Raw genomic sequence first — 14,910 nt, 5'->3', positions numbered from 1 at the left:
GTCAGAATGCGTGCGGCGAGCGGACCCTCCGCGCCCGCCCGGTCACGCACCGCCGTTCCGGCGGACCCGCCACCCCGGATCGGGTTCCCTCCTACGGAACCAACTTCGCCACGCGCCCCTTGGCCCCGCTGGCCCAGCAAGCCCCGCCCCACGCGCAGTCGACAGTGTCGAAACTGCCGCTGTCGAACGAGACCCAATGCCGCCCGCCGTCACGACTGAGGTCACTCCCGCCAGGCCCCACAGCCAGCACAGTCCCACCGCGCCAAGCAAGCCCAGACCGATACCCAGCCGGATGCTCCGGCGGCGTGCGCCAACTACGCCCGCGATCGCCGCTCAACGCAACCGCCGGTCCAGGCGCAGTCGGATTGGCGTAATCCCCACCAATCGCGACCCCTTGCCACGGCGTACGAAACGCAACCGCGAACACCCCAGCAGACGCACTGCTAGGCAACGGCGTCACAGCCGCAGCCCAGTGCCGCCCACCGTCCCCAGAGTGCAAAACCCGCGCGTGCGCCCCACCACCAGTAGCAAGCCACGCGTCAAACGGGCCCGATGTAGTGATGCACTGTCCACTGGCGGCAAAACCAGCTTCTCCAGGCTCCGCGGGCGGAAACGCATCGTCCGGAACCTGCCGCCAACTGCGCCCGCCGTCAAAGGTCGCCTGAACCCGGAACTTCCCGTCGACCGGATCGCTCATCGCCAGCCCGCGCCAGGGATCAAAGAACGCAAGACAGTCATAGAACGCAGCGGAATCAGGATTGCTGAACGTCTGCCGCCAGCTCTTCCCGCCGTCGTCAGTGCGATAAACCCGAGAATCCGCCCCAGGCCCGATCGACAACACCACGGCACGGTCAGCATCGAACGCCTCAATATCGCGAAACTCGAGCTTCCCAGCACCCGGCGGCCCGACCGACAGCCAACTGCGCCCGCCGTCACCCGTCCGCAACACAGTCCCCTGAGTCCCGCTAACCCAAGCAACCCGCTCGCTGACCGCAGACAACCCACGAAACTGCGCAGAGGTCCCAGTGGGCAACACCCGCCACGACGGCAGCGAAGAGGCAGCAGCAACCCCACCCAAAGACACCAACAACACCGCTACGAGGACCAGACATCTCCGAAACGCACCCATGCGCAGATCCTGCCGCACCACCCCGACAACTTTCGTCGGTTCTCCCCCCACGCAACAACGACTTCCGCAACCAAAACCTCAGCCCCTGACCGCTCGCCCGACCACAGCCTCAGCCCCTGACCGCTCACCCGACCACAGCCTCAGCCCCTGACCGCTCACCCGACCACAACGCGGGATCGCGTCGGCGTTTGGGGCTGACCGGCGTGACAGGCCGAAGGCCCCTCACGCCGGTCAGCCCCAAACGCCGACTCAAAGGCGATCCCGCCCGCGACGACGGAGTCGGCGCCAAAAACACAGTTTGCCGAGCCAGACCCCCGACCCAGCCCGACCTCCGCCAGCAAAAACCTAAAGCGACCCAATCAACCTCTCGACCCGCTCATCAACAGACCTGAACGGGTCCTTGCACAACACAGTCCGCTGCGCCTGATCATTCAACTTCAGATGCACCCAGTCGACCGTAAAGTCCCGCCCAGCAGCCTGCGCAGCCGCAATAAAGTCCCCGCGCAACTTAGCCCGGGTAGTCTGCGGCGGCGTATCCTTCGCCGCCTCGATCTCCCCGTCGTCAGTAACCCGCCGCACGAGCCCCTTCCGCTGCAGCAGGTCAAAAATCCCGCGCCCCCGCCGAATGTCGTGGTAGGCCAAGTCGAGCTGAGCCACCCGCGGACTGGACAAGTCAAGATCGTGCTTGGCCCGATACCGCTCCACCAACCGATGCTTGATCGCCCAGTCGATCTCGGTATCGATCTTGCTGAAGTCCTGCTCCTCGACAGCCTCCAGCGCCCGCCCCCACAACTCCACAACCCGCTCGTTAGCAGGAGTAGACCCGTTCTCCTTGAGATGCTGAACAGCCCGAGCGTGATATTCCCGCTGAATATCCAGCGCCGAAGCCTCCCGCCCGCCGGCCAGCCGAACCTGCCGACGCCCGGTCAGGTCATGGCTGATCTCCCGAATAGCCCGGATCGGGTTGTCCAGCGTGAAGTCCCGGAACTGCACCCCGGCCTCGATCATCTCGAGCACGAGATGCGCCGACCCGACCTTCAGCATCGTCGTCGGCTCGGCCATGTTGGAGTCGCCGACGATGACGTGCAGGCGCCGGTAGCGTTCGGCGTCGGCGTGGGGTTCGTCGCGGGTGTTGATGATCGGCCGGGACCGGGTGGTGGCGCTGGAGACGCCTTCCCAGATGTGCTCGGCGCGCTGGGAGAGGCAGTACACCGCGCCGCGCGGGGTCTGCAGGACCTTGCCCGCGCCGCAGATGAGCTGGCGGGTGACGAGGAAGGGCAGCAGCACGTCGGCGATGCGGGAGAATTCGCCGGCCCGGGTGACCAGGTAGTTCTCGTGGCAGCCGTAGGAGTTGCCCGCGGAGTCGGTGTTGTTCTTGAACAGGAAGATGTCGCCGCCGATGCCCTCGTCGGCGAGCCTGCGCTCGGCGTCCACGAGGAGGTCCTCGAGGATCCGTTCGCCGGCTTTGTCGTGCGTGACGAGCTGGGTCAGGTCGTCGCACTCGGCCGTCGCGTATTCAGGGTGCGAGCCCACGTCGAGGTAGAGCCTGGAGCCGTTGGACAGGAACACGTTGGACGAGCGTCCCCACGAGACGACCCGCCGGAAGAGATAGCGCGCGACCTCGTCGGGGGAGAGCCTGCGCTGGCCGTGAAAGGTGCACGTGACCCCGAACTCGGTCTCGATGCCAAAGATCCGCCGCTGCATCCCACCAGAGTAGGCGCTGGACCCCCGGGGAAGGTGCGCCGTTCGGGCGGCGACACGCGGTCGGTACGTTGCAAGTGGTGACAATGCGGCGGAAACCGGTCGCCGGGACCGGGTGCGGGTCCGGCGCGGCCAGCGGAGGTGGACGAGAGTGTTCCAGCAGGTCGGCCGGGCTTTCCGGCGGGTGGGGCGGCGGGATCGGGCGTTGATGCGGCGCAGTGCGGCGCTTCCTCGCACGCGGGTTGACGACGCGGTGACCGCGTTGTCCCGAAGTGCGGACAAATCGCGGCTCTGGTGGGGCGTGGCGGCCGTGCTGGCGGTCCGGAAGGGCCCGGCGCGCCGCGGTGCGCTGCGCGGGATCGCCGCCATCGCGGGGGCGAGCGCCGCGGCGAATCTGGTCGCGAAGCCGTTGTTCCCGCGCCGCCGTCCGGCCGAGGAGGAGGTTCCCGCGCACCGTCAGCTGCGCAAACGGCCGACGTCGTCGTCGTTCCCGTCCGGGCATTCGGCTTCGGCCGCTGCGTTCGCGACCGCGGTCGCGATGGAGTCGCCGCGCGCCGGGCTCGCTCTTTTCCCGCTCGCCGGGGCGGTCGCGTACTCGCGGGTCCACACCGGGGTGCACTGGCCGAGCGACGTTGCCGCCGGGCTGGCCATCGGGACCGGGGTCGCGGTCCTGACCCGGCATTGGTGGCCGCTGCATCCGGACGCGCGCGCCCGGACCGCCCATCCGGCGCAGGCGCCTGAGATGCGCGAAGGCGAGGACATGCTGGCGATGGTGAACCCGCATTCGGGCATCGACGGCCTGGACCCGACCGAGGACGTCCGCTACGCCTGGCCGAAGGCGTCGCTGATCTATCCGGACCCGTCGCGGGATCTGCGCGAGCAGCTCGCCGACGAGATCGAAGCGCACGGTTCGGTCCGCGCGCTCGGCGTGGCGGGCGGGGACGGCACGGTCGCGGCCGTCGCGTCGGTCGCCGCCGAACGGGGACTGCCGCTGGCGCTCATCCCGGCCGGGACGCTCAACCACTTCGCCCGCGACGTCGGCGTCCGCTCCATGCCGGACGCGGACGAGGCGACCGAGGGCGGGCACGCGGTCGGCATCGACCTGGCGGAGGTCGAGGTCGACGGCGCCGGCGAGCCCGAGCACCGCTGGTTCGTGAACACCGCCAGCCTCGGCGGGTATCCGGAAATGGTGCGGCTGCGGGAGAAACTGCAGAGCCGGTTCCCGAAGTGGCCGTCCGCGGCGATCGCGCTCGTGCGCGTGATGCGGCACGCGAAACCGCTTCCCGTCCAGCTGAACGGGAAGCCGACGCAGGTGTGGCTGATCTTCGTCGGCAACGGCACGTACGCGCCGAAGGGGTTCGCGCCCTCGCGGCGCCCGGCGCTCGACACCGGCCTGCTCGACGTCCGGTACGTGCGGGCCGACGTGCGCTGGTCGCGGATCCGGTTCGTGCTCGCGAGCCTCACCAACAGCCTGCACGCGAGCCACGTCTACCGGCAGCGGGACCTGCCGGAGCTGCACGTCCGGCTGCTGGACGGGAACCGCCGGGTCGCCACCGACGGCGAGGTCGGGCCGCTCGGGCGGGAGTTCCGGTTCCGGTCGCGGCCGAGCGCGCTGACCGTCTACCGGAAGCCGGACAGTGCCTCCTGACCGCGTCCTGCCCTAAGGTCCCTTCGAGAGCGTTCGGCCGGGCACCGAGTTCTTGGCCACCGCGTGCCCGGTCCTTCCTGCTCTGACCTGCGCGCTTACTGTCCGCTCGCCGCCTTCGCAACCATTCTTGATCATTCCTTTACCTTTTCTCAACGAATCCACAGCGAGCCGTCCCTAGCGTGATCTTCGAGGTGGGGACAGTCGTGTCCGCGCCAGTTCACGGCAGGGGTCTACTTCAGTGCGTCTTTCCACCCGCGGTCCGAGCTGCCCGTCCGCGGCAGGCCGCGGATGATGCGGCTGCTCCCGCAGGCTGTCGACCCGGTCCTGCCCCCATCGGTCACCTCCCAGGCGAGGGACCTCGGGCCGCTCGAATCCCCGTTGCTGTGGCTCACCGTCGCCGGTGCCGCCGCCGCGGTCCTCGCCGTCACGATCGCGCTCGCGCATCGCCGCCGCGCGCGTCGCTGGGGCGTCAGCGGCTCGATCGCGCTGTTCCTGATCGCCGCGGTCACCGCGGTGAACAGCTACGTCGGCTACGTCCGCACGCCCAGCGACCTCGGCAGGCTGCTGCAGCGCGGCTCCGGCGCGATGAACGTCGCGGGCACGCTGCTGCGCAGCACCAGCGACGATCCGGCCGAGGATTCGGACCCCAGCACTCCGGACAGCCCCACCGGCGGGAACAGCGGCAGCTCCCCCGCGGCCGGCCGTCCCGCGGCGCCGGTCAGCGCCAACGGCAGCACCGAGGTGCTGAACGTCCCCGACCCGGCGCACGGCGTCGCGAACGGCGAGAACTACGTCATCCTCCCGGCCGGTTACCACGACCCGGCGAACGCGGCCAAGCGCTACCCGGTCGTCTACCTGATCCACGGCTACCCCTACGGCGGGCCGCGCGACTGGCTCACGTCCGGCTCCGCGCCGCAGACGCTGAAGAGCCTCGAGGACGCGAACGTGGTCCAGCCGATGATCATCGTGAGCGTCGACCTCACCGCCAACCGGCCGAGCACCGACTGGGAATGCCTGAACGTCCCGGGCGGGCCGCAGCTGGAGACCTATCTCGCCAGCAGCATCGTGCCGTCGGTCGACCAGCACTACCGCACGTCCGCCGACCGGGGCCACCGCGCGCTCGGCGGCATGTCCGGCGGCGGCTTCGGCGCGCTGAACATCGGGCTGCACCACCTCGACGAGTTCGGCACGCTGCTGATCTCGCTGCCGTACGACGACCTGAACGATTCGGTCGGCGTTCTCGGCGGCAACCAGGCCGCGATCGCGGCGAACACTCCGCGCCGCTACATCCCGACGATGCCGTTCCCGCAGAAGATCGCGGTGATGCTCACCGTCGGCACCGGCGCGCCGACCGACGTCGCGACCGCGCACCGCATCGCCGCGTCGCTGCAGCGGCGCGGCCAGGAGGTCGTGGTGCACGCCGAACGCGGGTTCAACCACACCTGGCACACCGCCCGCGCGACGCTCCCGTACATGCTCGCCTTCGCCGATCAGAACTTCCGCAGCGCTCCTGCCTCCTCCTGAGCGGATTTCCCGGAAAATATCTTCCGGGCCCTGTCCATCCGGGCGGGCGCCGTTCGTGGTGAGGTCAGTGCGGCGCCACGGCCGCGCTGACCGACGAAGGAGCCCGACCATGAAGTACCTGCTGCTGATCCACGCTTCCGCGGCCACTGAGCAGGGCGGGGCCGCCGGATGCGAGCCCGCCGACTGGATGGCCTACGACAAGGAAGTCCGCGACGCGGGGGTGTTCGTCAGCGGGGAGTCGCTCGCCGATCTGGTGACCGCGACGAAGGTGCGGGTGGGCGCGGACGGCGAGCGTTCGATCACCACCGACGGCCCGTTCGCCGAAACCCGCGAGCTGCTCGGCGGGTTCTACGTGCTGGACGTGCCGGACCTCGACGCGGCGCTCGACTGGGCGGCCCGCTGCCCGGGTTCCCGCGACGGTTCGGTCGTGGTCCGCCCGATCGCCGATTTCGATGCCTGACGCGCGAGCGTCCGTGGCGGCCGTGTTCCGCGAGGAGCACGGCCGCCTGCTCGGCGCGCTCGTCCGCCGCTTCGGCGATCTCGACCTCGCCGAGGAAGTGGCCGCCGAAGCGGTCGAGGCCGCGCTGGTGCGCTGGCCGGTGGACGGAGTCCCGCCGAAACCCGGTGCGTGGCTGATGACGACCGCGCGCCGCAAGGCAGTCGACCGGCTCCGCCGCGACCAGGCGTACGCGGCGAAACTCGCTGTCCTGCAAGCGGAATCCGACCGCAGCGACCCTCCCCCGCTGCCCGGCGGCGACGGCGACCTGCCCGACGACCGGCTCCAGCTGTTCTTCACCTGCGCCCATCCCGCGCTGGCCGCCGAGGACCGGCTCGCGCTCACGCTGCGCTGCCTGGCCGGGCTCACCACACCCGAGGTGGCCCGGGCATTTCTCGTGCCGACCGCGACGATGGCGAAGCGGATCGTGCGGGCCAAGAACCGGATCCGCGACCACCGCATCCCGTTCCGCGTCCCCTCCGGCGACGAGCTGCGTTTGCGGCTGCCGGGGGTGCTGCAGGTGCTGTACTCGCTGTTCACCGAGGGCTACGCGGCCAGTTCCGGCTCGGACATCCAGCGCCCGGATCTGGCCGAGGAAGCCATCCGGCTGGCGCGGATCCTGCACCGCCTGCTGCCCGCCGAACGCGAAATCACCGGTCTGCTGGCACTTCTGCTGCTGGTCCACGCCCGCCGCGCCGCCCGCACCGGGCCGGACGGCGAGTTCGTCCTGCTGGAAGACCAGGATCGGACCTCCTGGGACGCGGCCCTGATCGACGAGGGCTGTGCGCTGGTGCCGATCGCGCTCACCGGCGGGCCTCCCGGGCCGTACGGGGTGCAGTCGGCGATCGCCGCGCTCCACGCCGAAGCACCGGATGTCGCCAGCACCGACTGGCCGCAGATCGTTGCGCTGTACGACATCCTGCTGACGCTCACGCCGACTCCGGTGGTCGCGCTCAACCGCGCGGCCGCGGTGGCGATGCGCGACGGACCCGAGGCCGGGCTGAAACTCCTCGACGGATTAGCCGACGAGCCTCGGCTGCAGGGCTACCACCCGTACGCCGCGGCTCGCGGCGACCTGCTGCACCGCCTCGGCCGCGACGACGAAGCAGCGGCCGCGTACCAAGAAGCGTTGCAGAGCGCGGGAACCGAGCCGGAACGCGCACACCTGCGTCAGCGGCTGGACGCTCTCTGACTTGGCGCCCACCGGCTGAGCACTGGGTCGGCGAGCCTCGTCAACGGACCGGACAACGTCTGCCCGTGCTGGCGGAACAAGTCGTCGCGGGAATCGAAATGGCCCAGGTCCGCCAGCACGGTCGCGGAAAGGTCGCACGCTCCGCCGACCTCGCAGGTGACGCCGTCCCAGTCGATCGCGGTGCGGGACACCGCGTCGAAGAGAGTTTCCCCGCTGTCGTTGGAGAATCCCGACTGCGCTGCCAGCTCCGTCAACGGTCCGAACAACTCCCCCACCGGCACCCAGACGTCCGCGATACGGAACTCCGGCCACGCCACCACGACCCGGGACGGGACCAGGAACTTCAGCTGAGGGAATCGCGGATACCAGAACCGGCCGTCCACGACGAGACCTCGCACCCGTGTCGGGATACCTTGCGCCCGCGCGACTCCCTCGAGAATCGCCAGCCGCTGACTGCACGAACCGCGCCCGCGGCGCAGCGTCCGCGAGATCGACTGCCGCTCCTGCACCGAGTACACCGGCCGCACCGACCCGGCGATCATCCGATGCGCGGCCCGCAACCCGGCAAGCCGGTCCTCGGCCGCCGTCGCCCGCACCAGGGAGTGCACGACCGGATCGCGCCAATCCAGAATCGCCGTCGGAACCACGCCGCCCTCAGCGGAACTGTCCCCGACGGCGCGGCGACGCCACCACGGGGTCACCAGCGCACACGCCACCACGCCAGTATCCCGGAACACGACTGTGGGCCGCCGACATTCGCCGACGGCCCACAGTGCGTCACGTCATTCCTTCTCGCCCGAACCTTCGCCCGATTCCTTGCCGGAATCGCCCTCGCCGGAATCGTCCGGCTTCTCCGCAGGCTCTTCCTTCTCCGGCAGCAACGCCTCCAGCGCCGCCCCCGACAACCGCCGGAACGCCCGCCGCGGCTTCGCCCGGTCCAGCACCGCGACCTCGAGCTTGATCTCCGCCTCGGCCGCCGCCCCGTTCCCGTTCGACGACGCCGCGGTCGCCCGCAGCCCCTCGATCGCGGTCGCCAGCGCCGTGCGCAGATCGTGCTCCGGGTCCACGACGTCCTTCAGCTTCGTGGTGATCGGCTCCGTCGTCCCGCCCATCACCACGAACGGCGACTCGTCGAAAATCGACCCGTCGAACGTCAACCGGTACAGCTGGTCCTCCGCCGCGGTCGCGCCGACCTCGGCCACGCACACCTCGACCTCGAACGGCTTCAGCTGCTCGGTGAAAATGCTGCCCAGCGTCGCCGCGTAAGCATTCGCCAGCGCCCGCGCGCTCACATCGCGGCGGTCGTACTGGTAGCCCTTCAGATCCGCGTGCCGGATCCCCGCCACCCGCAGGTTCTCGAACTCCGAATACCGGCCCACCGCGGCGAACCCGATCCGGTCGTAGATCTCGGAAACCTTGTGCAGCGTCGCCGACGGATTCTCCGCCACGAACAGCACGCCGCCCGCGTACTTCAGCACCACCACGCTCCGGCCCCGCGCGATCCCCTTGCGCGCCAGCTCGGAACGCTCCCGCATCAGCTGCTCGGGAGAGGCATACAACGGCATCGTCACGGTGTCGGCTCCACGTTCTCCGAAAACTCGGCAGTCATTGATTCAGCGGACATCGGCGGCCTCAGACCGGCCGGTGGTGATTGCGCTCCGCACGCCCGGCCACCACCGCCTCGGCCACCGCACCCGTCCGCTCCGCGGGCAGCAGCACCGCGCCGTCCTCCGCGGTGACGGTGATGACGTTCGGGAAAATCCGCCGCACCAGGTCCGGCCCGCCGCTCGCGGTGTCGTCGTCCGCCGCGTCGTACAACGCCTCCAGCGCCGTCCGCACCGCCGCGTCGGCGTCCGCGTCCGGGTCGTACAGCTTCTTCAGCGACGACTTCGCGAACAGCGAACCCGAACCGACGCTCGCGTACCCGGCGTGCTCCTCGTACCGCCCGCCCGCCGCGTCGTACGACACGATCCGGCCCGCGTGCTTCGCGTCTTCGGCCTCCAGGTCGTACCCGACGAACAACGGCACGACCGCCAGCCCCGCCATCGCCATCTCCAGGTTCGCCTTCACCATCCCGGCCAGCTTGTTCGTCTTGCCGTCCAGCGAAAGCGAAACGCCCTCGATCTTCTCGTAATGCGCCAGCTCCACCGCGTACAGCCGGACCATCTCCACGGCCAGCCCCGCGGTCCCCGCGATGCCCACCGCCGAGTACTCGTCCGTGACGTGCACCTTCTCGATGTCCCGGCTCGCGATCAGATTCCCCGACGTCGCCCGCCGGTCCCCGGCGATCAGCACCCCGCCGGCGAACGCGACCGCGACGATCGTCGTGCCGTGCGGCGCGTTCAGCTCGCCCGCGCCCGCGGGCACCCGCCGCGCGGGCAGCAGCTCCGGCGCGGTCGCGCGCACGAAATCCGCGAACGACGACGTCGTCGGCGAAAAGTAGGCCGACGGCAGTCCGGGCCCGGAAAAACCCGCCCCAGAGGAGGTGTTGTCCATACGTGCTCTCGGTTCCCATCTATCCCGTGCCCGGCAACGCCACCGGCAAACCTGCCCCCGGCGCCGCCGCGCGAAACCTCCGGCCCAGCGCGCCCGCCGCACCGCCCCGCATCCGGGACGGCCGCGACGGGCAGGCGGCTACTCGCCGCCCTTCTGCACGTAAGCGCGGACGAAGTCCTCGGCGTTCTCCTCCAGCACGTCGTCGATCTCGTCGAGGATCGTGTCCACGTCCTCGCCGAGCTTCTCCCGCCGCTCCTGGCCCGCCCCGCCGGCGTCGTCGAACTCCTCGTCGGAATCGCCGCCGCCGTGCTTCTCGATCTTCTCCTGCGCCATCTCGCCTCCCGGTCTGGCCGATGCTCCCTAGCCTACCCAGCGGTACCGACGAAAAGGGCCTTCCAGCGGCCCGAAACGCCGGGATCGCGCTAGTCCGAACCGGTGATCGCCTCCACCAGCTCCTCCGCCGTCGCCGCCGCGTCCAGCAGCTTCCCGACGTGCGCCTTCGTCCCCCGCAACGGCTCCAGCGTCGGGATCCGCACCAGCGACTCCCGGCCCACGTCGAAAATCACCGAATCCCACGACGCCGCCGCGATCGACGACGCGTACTTCTCCAGCGCCCGGCCCCGGAAGTAGGCGCGCGTGTCCGACGGCGGATTCGTGATCGCCGCCTGCACCTCCTCCTCGGTGACCAGCCGCTTCATCGAACCCCGCGTGACCAGCCGGTTGTACAGGCCCTTGCCGAGCCGCACGTCCGAATACTGCAGGTCCACCAGCCGCAGCCGCGGCGCGCCCCACGCCAGCTGGTCCCGCTCCCGGTAACCCTCCAGCAGCCGCAGCTTCGCCGGCCAGTCCAGCCGGTCCGCGCACTCCTGCGGATCCCGCGCCAGCGCGTCCAGAATCTCGCCCCACACCCGCAGGACTTCCTTCGACGCCTCGTCCGCGCCCGTGCGCTCCAAGTTCGAGGACGCCAGCTCGTGGTAGGCGAACTGCAGGTCCAGCCCGGTGAACTTCTTCCCGTTCGCCAGCTCGACCTTCGTCTTCAGCGTCGGGTCGTGGCTGATCTTGTGCACCGCCCGCACCGGCTCGTCCAGCTTGAGGTCGTCGAACCGCACCCCGGCCTCGATCAGGTCCAGCACCAGCGCCGTCGTCCCGACCTTCAGGTAGGTCGAATACTCCGACAGGTTCGCGTCCCCGATGATCACGTGCAGCCGCCGGTACTTGTCCGCGTCCGCGTGCGGCTCGTCGCGCGTGTTGATGATCCCGCGCTTGAGCGTGGTCTCCAGCCCGACCTCGACCTCGATGTAGTCCGAGCGCTGCGAGAGCTGAAAGCCCGCTTCCTCGCTCTGCTGCCCGATCCCGACCCGGCCCGAACCGCACATCACCTGCCGCGACGCGAAGAACGGCGTCAGGCCCCCGATCACCGCGGTGAACGGAGTCGACCGCTGCATCAGGTAGTTCTCGTGCGTGCCGTAGCTCGCGCCCTTGCCGTCCACGTTGTTCTTGTACAGCTGCAACGGCGGCTGCCCCGGAACGGTGGCCGCCTTCAACGCGGCCTCCTCCATCACCCGCTCGCCCGCTTTGTCCCAGATGACCGCGTCCCGCGCGTTCGTGACCTCCGGCGCCGAGTACTCCGGATGCGCGTGGTCCACGTACAGCCGCGCACCGTTGGTGAGGATGACGTTCGCCGCGCCGAGGTCCTCGACGTCCGGGTCGTGCCCCGGCCCCCCAGGACCGGTCAGATCGAACCCGCGCGCGTCGCGCAACGGCGACTCCACCTCGTAGTCCCAGCGCGCCCGGCGCGCCCTCGGGATGTCCGCAGCCGCGGCGTAGGCCAGCACCACCTGAGTCGAGGTGAGCACGGGGTTCGCCGTGGCGTCCCCGGGCACGGCGATGCCGTACTCGACTTCGGTTCCCATGATCCGACGCATGCCACCACCCTACGGGTTAGACGCGTGCGACGATGCCCCCATGCCAGGCAGTGACGAACTCGTTGCCCTCTATGACGACGCAGGCCACGCGATAGGCGGGGCCTTCCGCTCCCGCGTGCGCGCAGAAGGCCTCTGGCACGCCGCCGGAGTCGTTCTCGTCCGATCGGGCGACGGCCGCAACGTCTACGTGCACCTCCGCACCGCGGACAAGGACACTTTCCCCTCCACCTGGGACTGTTGGGCAGGGGGCGTCGTCGCCGCGGGCGAAACCCCCGCCGACTGCGCGCGCCGCGAACTCGCCGAAGAACTCGGCGTCCACGGAGTGGAACCGGAACCGCTGTTCACCAAAATCTACGACGAGGGATCGATCCGCTGCCACAACTTCGCCTTCGAAGTCCGCTGGGACGGACCGGTCCGGCTCCAGGCGGAGGAAATCGTAGAAGGCCGCTGGATCCTGCTCGACGAACTCCGCACCTGGGTCTTCGCCCCCACCCCCGAGCCACCCTTCATCCCCGACGGCCGCGCAGGCGTACAAGAATGGTTCCGCCGCTACGGCTAACCATCACTTCTCTGAACTGGCCCACCACGCGGGATCGCGCCGGCGTTTGGGGCTCACCGGCGTGACAGGCCGAAGGCCCCTCACGCCGGTGAGCCCCAAACGCCGGCTTAAAAGCGATCCCGCCCGCGGCGGCGGAGCCGACGCCAAAAACACAGCTTGGCGAGCTACCCCGACAACTTGGCCACGACCTTAGGCAACAACCGCCGAGCCGCATCCTGCGCCCGAGCCGGAGTGCTCGCCGCAACACTCAACGCCGACACGAGATTCCCCTTCGCCACCAACACAGCACACGTCGAGCCCTCACACCAAGCCCGCTGCACGACAACCCCCGGCTGCGGCGGCAACGACACCTCAACCCCAGCACAGTGCGCACCAGCCACGACATCCTCACCCGAGCGGTCCGCGTACACCGTGACCTCATGCGTCAACGCAGACCCGCTCGGATAAACCCAGCTAACCGACTTGCGCTCGCCCGCGGCCAACCCGCTCAAACACCCCGAAACCCGCCCAGACCCCGGAGCCACACCCTCCTCAGCAACGTCCGAATCAGACAGCAAAGCCGCCTCAGCCCGGCCCGGATCCGGCACCGCCGAAGAAGAAACAACCGGTGAATCAACCACCCGCGACGGCGGAGCAACAGAAGCGCTAGTACCCGGCGCAGGAGCAGGATCGTCGTAATAAGTCTCGAGATTGTTAGGCCGATTGCCGCACCCAGCGAGCCCGGCCAGCGCGCCCAGCCCGACCAGCACAGCGACCGCTGGCACCTGCCGACGACGCACGTTGCCCCTCCGCGCTCAATGTTGCCCGTCCGCCCCGGGCCATGCTGGGCCCCGAGGGTAATGCAATCGCTCAGCTCCACCCGAGGTGGGATCGATGCGCCCAGTACTCCCGCGCGTCCTGCGCGAGTTCTCCCAGCACAGCGCAGTCCTCATCGCTCAACCGCACCCGCACGGCAGCGAGGTTCGCGGCCAGCTGCGCCGGACTCGACGGACCAATCACCGCCACCGGAGCCCACTCCTGGCCGAGCACCGCCGCCACCGCGACCGCATCCGGGCCGACACCGTGCTCCTCAGCGACCCGCCGCAGCGCCTCCGGAGCCTCCACAACCAGCCGCCCGTTCGCGAGAGTTTCCTTGACCAGCACCCGCTTCCCGGCCGCCCGCGCCTCCGCCAACGCCGGACCGACCGACGGCTCGAACACATTCCAGGTCGACTGGACCGACGAAAACACCGGCCGCCCACCCGATTCCAGCTCGAACGCCCGGCGCATCACGTCCGCCTGCGCGGGCCCGGATGTGGAGAAGCCAACCTCGACACCGGAACCGGAAAGCTCAGCCAGCGCATCGATCAACGCCGGATCAGTGAAAAGTGGACTGTCCACAGTGAGCGAATGAACCTGGTACAGATCTACGTGACCGGCCAGAAGTTCCTGAGTCTCCGCCCACTGTTCGCGAAACCGCGGCAGCGTGTGTTCCTTGACCTCGTGGACGTCCGCGTCGAGCCGCCAGTCGCCTACGTAGCGGTAGCCCCACTTGCTGGACACAGTGACGTCCTGGTGTCCGCGTTCGGCCAGCCAGCCGCCGAGGAACTCCTCCGAACGGCCGTAGGACCGCGCGACATCGATCCACCGCACCCCCGCTGCGTAAGCGGCGTCGAGTACCTCGTGCGTGGCAACCCGCATTGACGCGACATCCCGCGTTTCGGGCAAGTCCCGCCCGAGATTGATATATGCCGGACGGCCGAGCGCGGCCAACCCCACCGCGATGCGGTCCATCGGGATCTCCTTGTCTTGAGCGGTATTCAGGAATGGCCGTGCGAGTTTAGGCGAGTTGGCGGCGAATGCTTTCTTGTCGCCAGATGTATAGGTCGTTATACACTTTGTTTGTGCCGGAGGATGGCGAGCCATTGGCCGGAGTTCTGGGCTTGCCGGTGGAGTTTTTCGAGTCGGGCGGCGGGTGCCCGGACGTAGCCTTTGCCGAAGACCGGGGCGATTTGGCGGAGGCTGGCTCCTTCCTCGCGGGCGGCGAGAAGGGCCCAGTCGGAGGCGTCGGCGCAGGCCGCGGACGCGCGGCGCAGCTCCCCCAGCAGGTCGATCAGGTCGTTCGCGTTCAGCTCCCCCGCTTGGGCGGCGGCGGCGGTCGTCTCGAGCCAGGCCAGGACGTCGGCCTCGGTGATCGGCGGACGCGGGCGGGCGTTGTCTGTGCTCACGCGGCGCAGTATAGGGCGTTATACACCGACGGG

At 69.5% G+C, this 14,910-nt stretch carries 15 protein-coding genes; 5 read left to right on the top strand and 10 right to left on the bottom strand.

The window, feature by feature from the left end; genetic code table 11:
- Nucleotides 1-91 precede the first annotated feature (91 nt).
- Nucleotides 92-1,129, bottom strand: coding sequence for a beta propeller repeat protein (locus D0D37_RS48225; RefSeq protein WP_116204982.1), 1,038 nt, complete (start codon nt 1,127-1,129; stop codon nt 92-94).
- Between the two features lie 345 nt (nt 1,130-1,474).
- On the bottom strand, nt 1,475-2,833 hold the full coding sequence (gene pafA, locus D0D37_RS35635; RefSeq protein WP_037806466.1) for a Pup--protein ligase: 1,359 nt from the start codon (nt 2,831-2,833) through the stop codon (nt 1,475-1,477).
- A 205-nt stretch (nt 2,834-3,038) separates the two neighbouring features.
- Here pafA and D0D37_RS35630 point away from each other — a divergent pair, with 205 nt between their 5' ends.
- The 4 genes from D0D37_RS35630 (at nt 3,039) to D0D37_RS35615 (ending at nt 7,690) form a co-directional block, all read left to right on the top strand.
- Entirely contained in the window at nt 3,039-4,478 is a 1,440-nt protein-coding gene (locus D0D37_RS35630; protein ID WP_425266993.1) for a bifunctional phosphatase PAP2/diacylglycerol kinase family protein, read from the top strand.
- A 288-nt stretch (nt 4,479-4,766) separates the two neighbouring features.
- The gene (locus D0D37_RS35625; RefSeq protein ID WP_116204979.1) at nt 4,767-6,002 is read left to right on the top strand and encodes an alpha/beta hydrolase; all 1,236 of its coding nucleotides are present in this window, start codon (nt 4,767-4,769) and stop codon (nt 6,000-6,002) included.
- Between the two features lie 109 nt (nt 6,003-6,111).
- A complete protein-coding gene (locus D0D37_RS35620) occupies nt 6,112-6,462 on the top strand; it encodes a YciI family protein (RefSeq protein ID WP_116204978.1) in 351 nt (116 codons plus the stop codon).
- A complete protein-coding gene (locus tag D0D37_RS35615; RefSeq protein ID WP_116204977.1) occupies nt 6,455-7,690 on the top strand; it encodes an RNA polymerase sigma factor in 1,236 nt (411 codons plus the stop codon). Before D0D37_RS35620 ends, D0D37_RS35615 begins: the two co-directional genes overlap by 8 nt.
- Here the strand turns inward: D0D37_RS35615 and D0D37_RS35610 are convergent.
- From D0D37_RS35610 to dop, 5 genes are all read right to left on the bottom strand, one after another.
- Nucleotides 7,669-8,406 (bottom strand): transglutaminase domain-containing protein, encoded by a 738-nt coding sequence (locus tag D0D37_RS35610; protein WP_116204981.1) that lies wholly within the window; start codon nt 8,404-8,406, stop codon nt 7,669-7,671. The genes D0D37_RS35615 and D0D37_RS35610 overlap by 22 nt on opposite strands.
- A gap of 66 nt (nt 8,407-8,472) precedes the next feature.
- Complete coding sequence (prcA, locus tag D0D37_RS35605; protein WP_116204976.1) at nt 8,473-9,261, bottom strand: proteasome subunit alpha; 789 nt, start codon at nt 9,259-9,261, stop codon at nt 8,473-8,475.
- Between the two features lie 61 nt (nt 9,262-9,322).
- Nucleotides 9,323-10,186, bottom strand: coding sequence for a proteasome subunit beta (gene prcB / locus D0D37_RS35600; RefSeq protein ID WP_116204975.1), 864 nt, complete (start codon nt 10,184-10,186; stop codon nt 9,323-9,325).
- 138 nt (nt 10,187-10,324) lie between these two features.
- The gene (locus D0D37_RS35595) at nt 10,325-10,519 is read right to left on the bottom strand and encodes a ubiquitin-like protein Pup (RefSeq protein WP_037806475.1); all 195 of its coding nucleotides are present in this window, start codon (nt 10,517-10,519) and stop codon (nt 10,325-10,327) included.
- Between the two features lie 89 nt (nt 10,520-10,608).
- Nucleotides 10,609-12,111, bottom strand: a complete 1,503-nt coding sequence (dop, locus tag D0D37_RS35590) for a depupylase/deamidase Dop (RefSeq protein WP_116204974.1) — start codon at nt 12,109-12,111, stop codon at nt 10,609-10,611.
- 40 nt (nt 12,112-12,151) lie between these two features.
- On the opposite strand from dop, the gene D0D37_RS35585 reads away from it, so the two are divergent.
- The gene (locus D0D37_RS35585) at nt 12,152-12,670 is read left to right on the top strand and encodes an NUDIX domain-containing protein (protein WP_116204973.1); all 519 of its coding nucleotides are present in this window, start codon (nt 12,152-12,154) and stop codon (nt 12,668-12,670) included.
- Nucleotides 12,671-12,834: 164 nt separating this feature from the next.
- Here D0D37_RS35585 and D0D37_RS48920 read toward each other — a convergent pair whose 3' ends face one another.
- From D0D37_RS48920 to D0D37_RS35570, 3 genes are all read right to left on the bottom strand, one after another.
- The gene (locus D0D37_RS48920) at nt 12,835-13,449 is read right to left on the bottom strand and encodes a hypothetical protein (protein ID WP_116204972.1); all 615 of its coding nucleotides are present in this window, start codon (nt 13,447-13,449) and stop codon (nt 12,835-12,837) included.
- 70 nt (nt 13,450-13,519) lie between these two features.
- Nucleotides 13,520-14,443 carry an aldo/keto reductase gene (locus D0D37_RS35575; protein WP_208720287.1) on the bottom strand — a complete coding sequence of 308 codons (924 nt, stop codon included), beginning with the start codon at nt 14,441-14,443 and terminating at the stop codon, nt 13,520-13,522.
- A 95-nt stretch (nt 14,444-14,538) separates the two neighbouring features.
- Nucleotides 14,539-14,877 carry a hypothetical protein gene (locus tag D0D37_RS35570; RefSeq protein ID WP_116204970.1) on the bottom strand — a complete coding sequence of 113 codons (339 nt, stop codon included), beginning with the start codon at nt 14,875-14,877 and terminating at the stop codon, nt 14,539-14,541.
- Between the last annotated feature and the right edge of the window lie 33 nt (nt 14,878-14,910).

It is taken from the genome of Amycolatopsis circi, from assembly GCF_003385235.1.
Lineage (GTDB): Bacteria > Actinomycetota > Actinomycetes > Mycobacteriales > Pseudonocardiaceae > Amycolatopsis > Amycolatopsis circi.
This window is presented reverse-complemented; position numbering and strand designations above follow the sequence as displayed.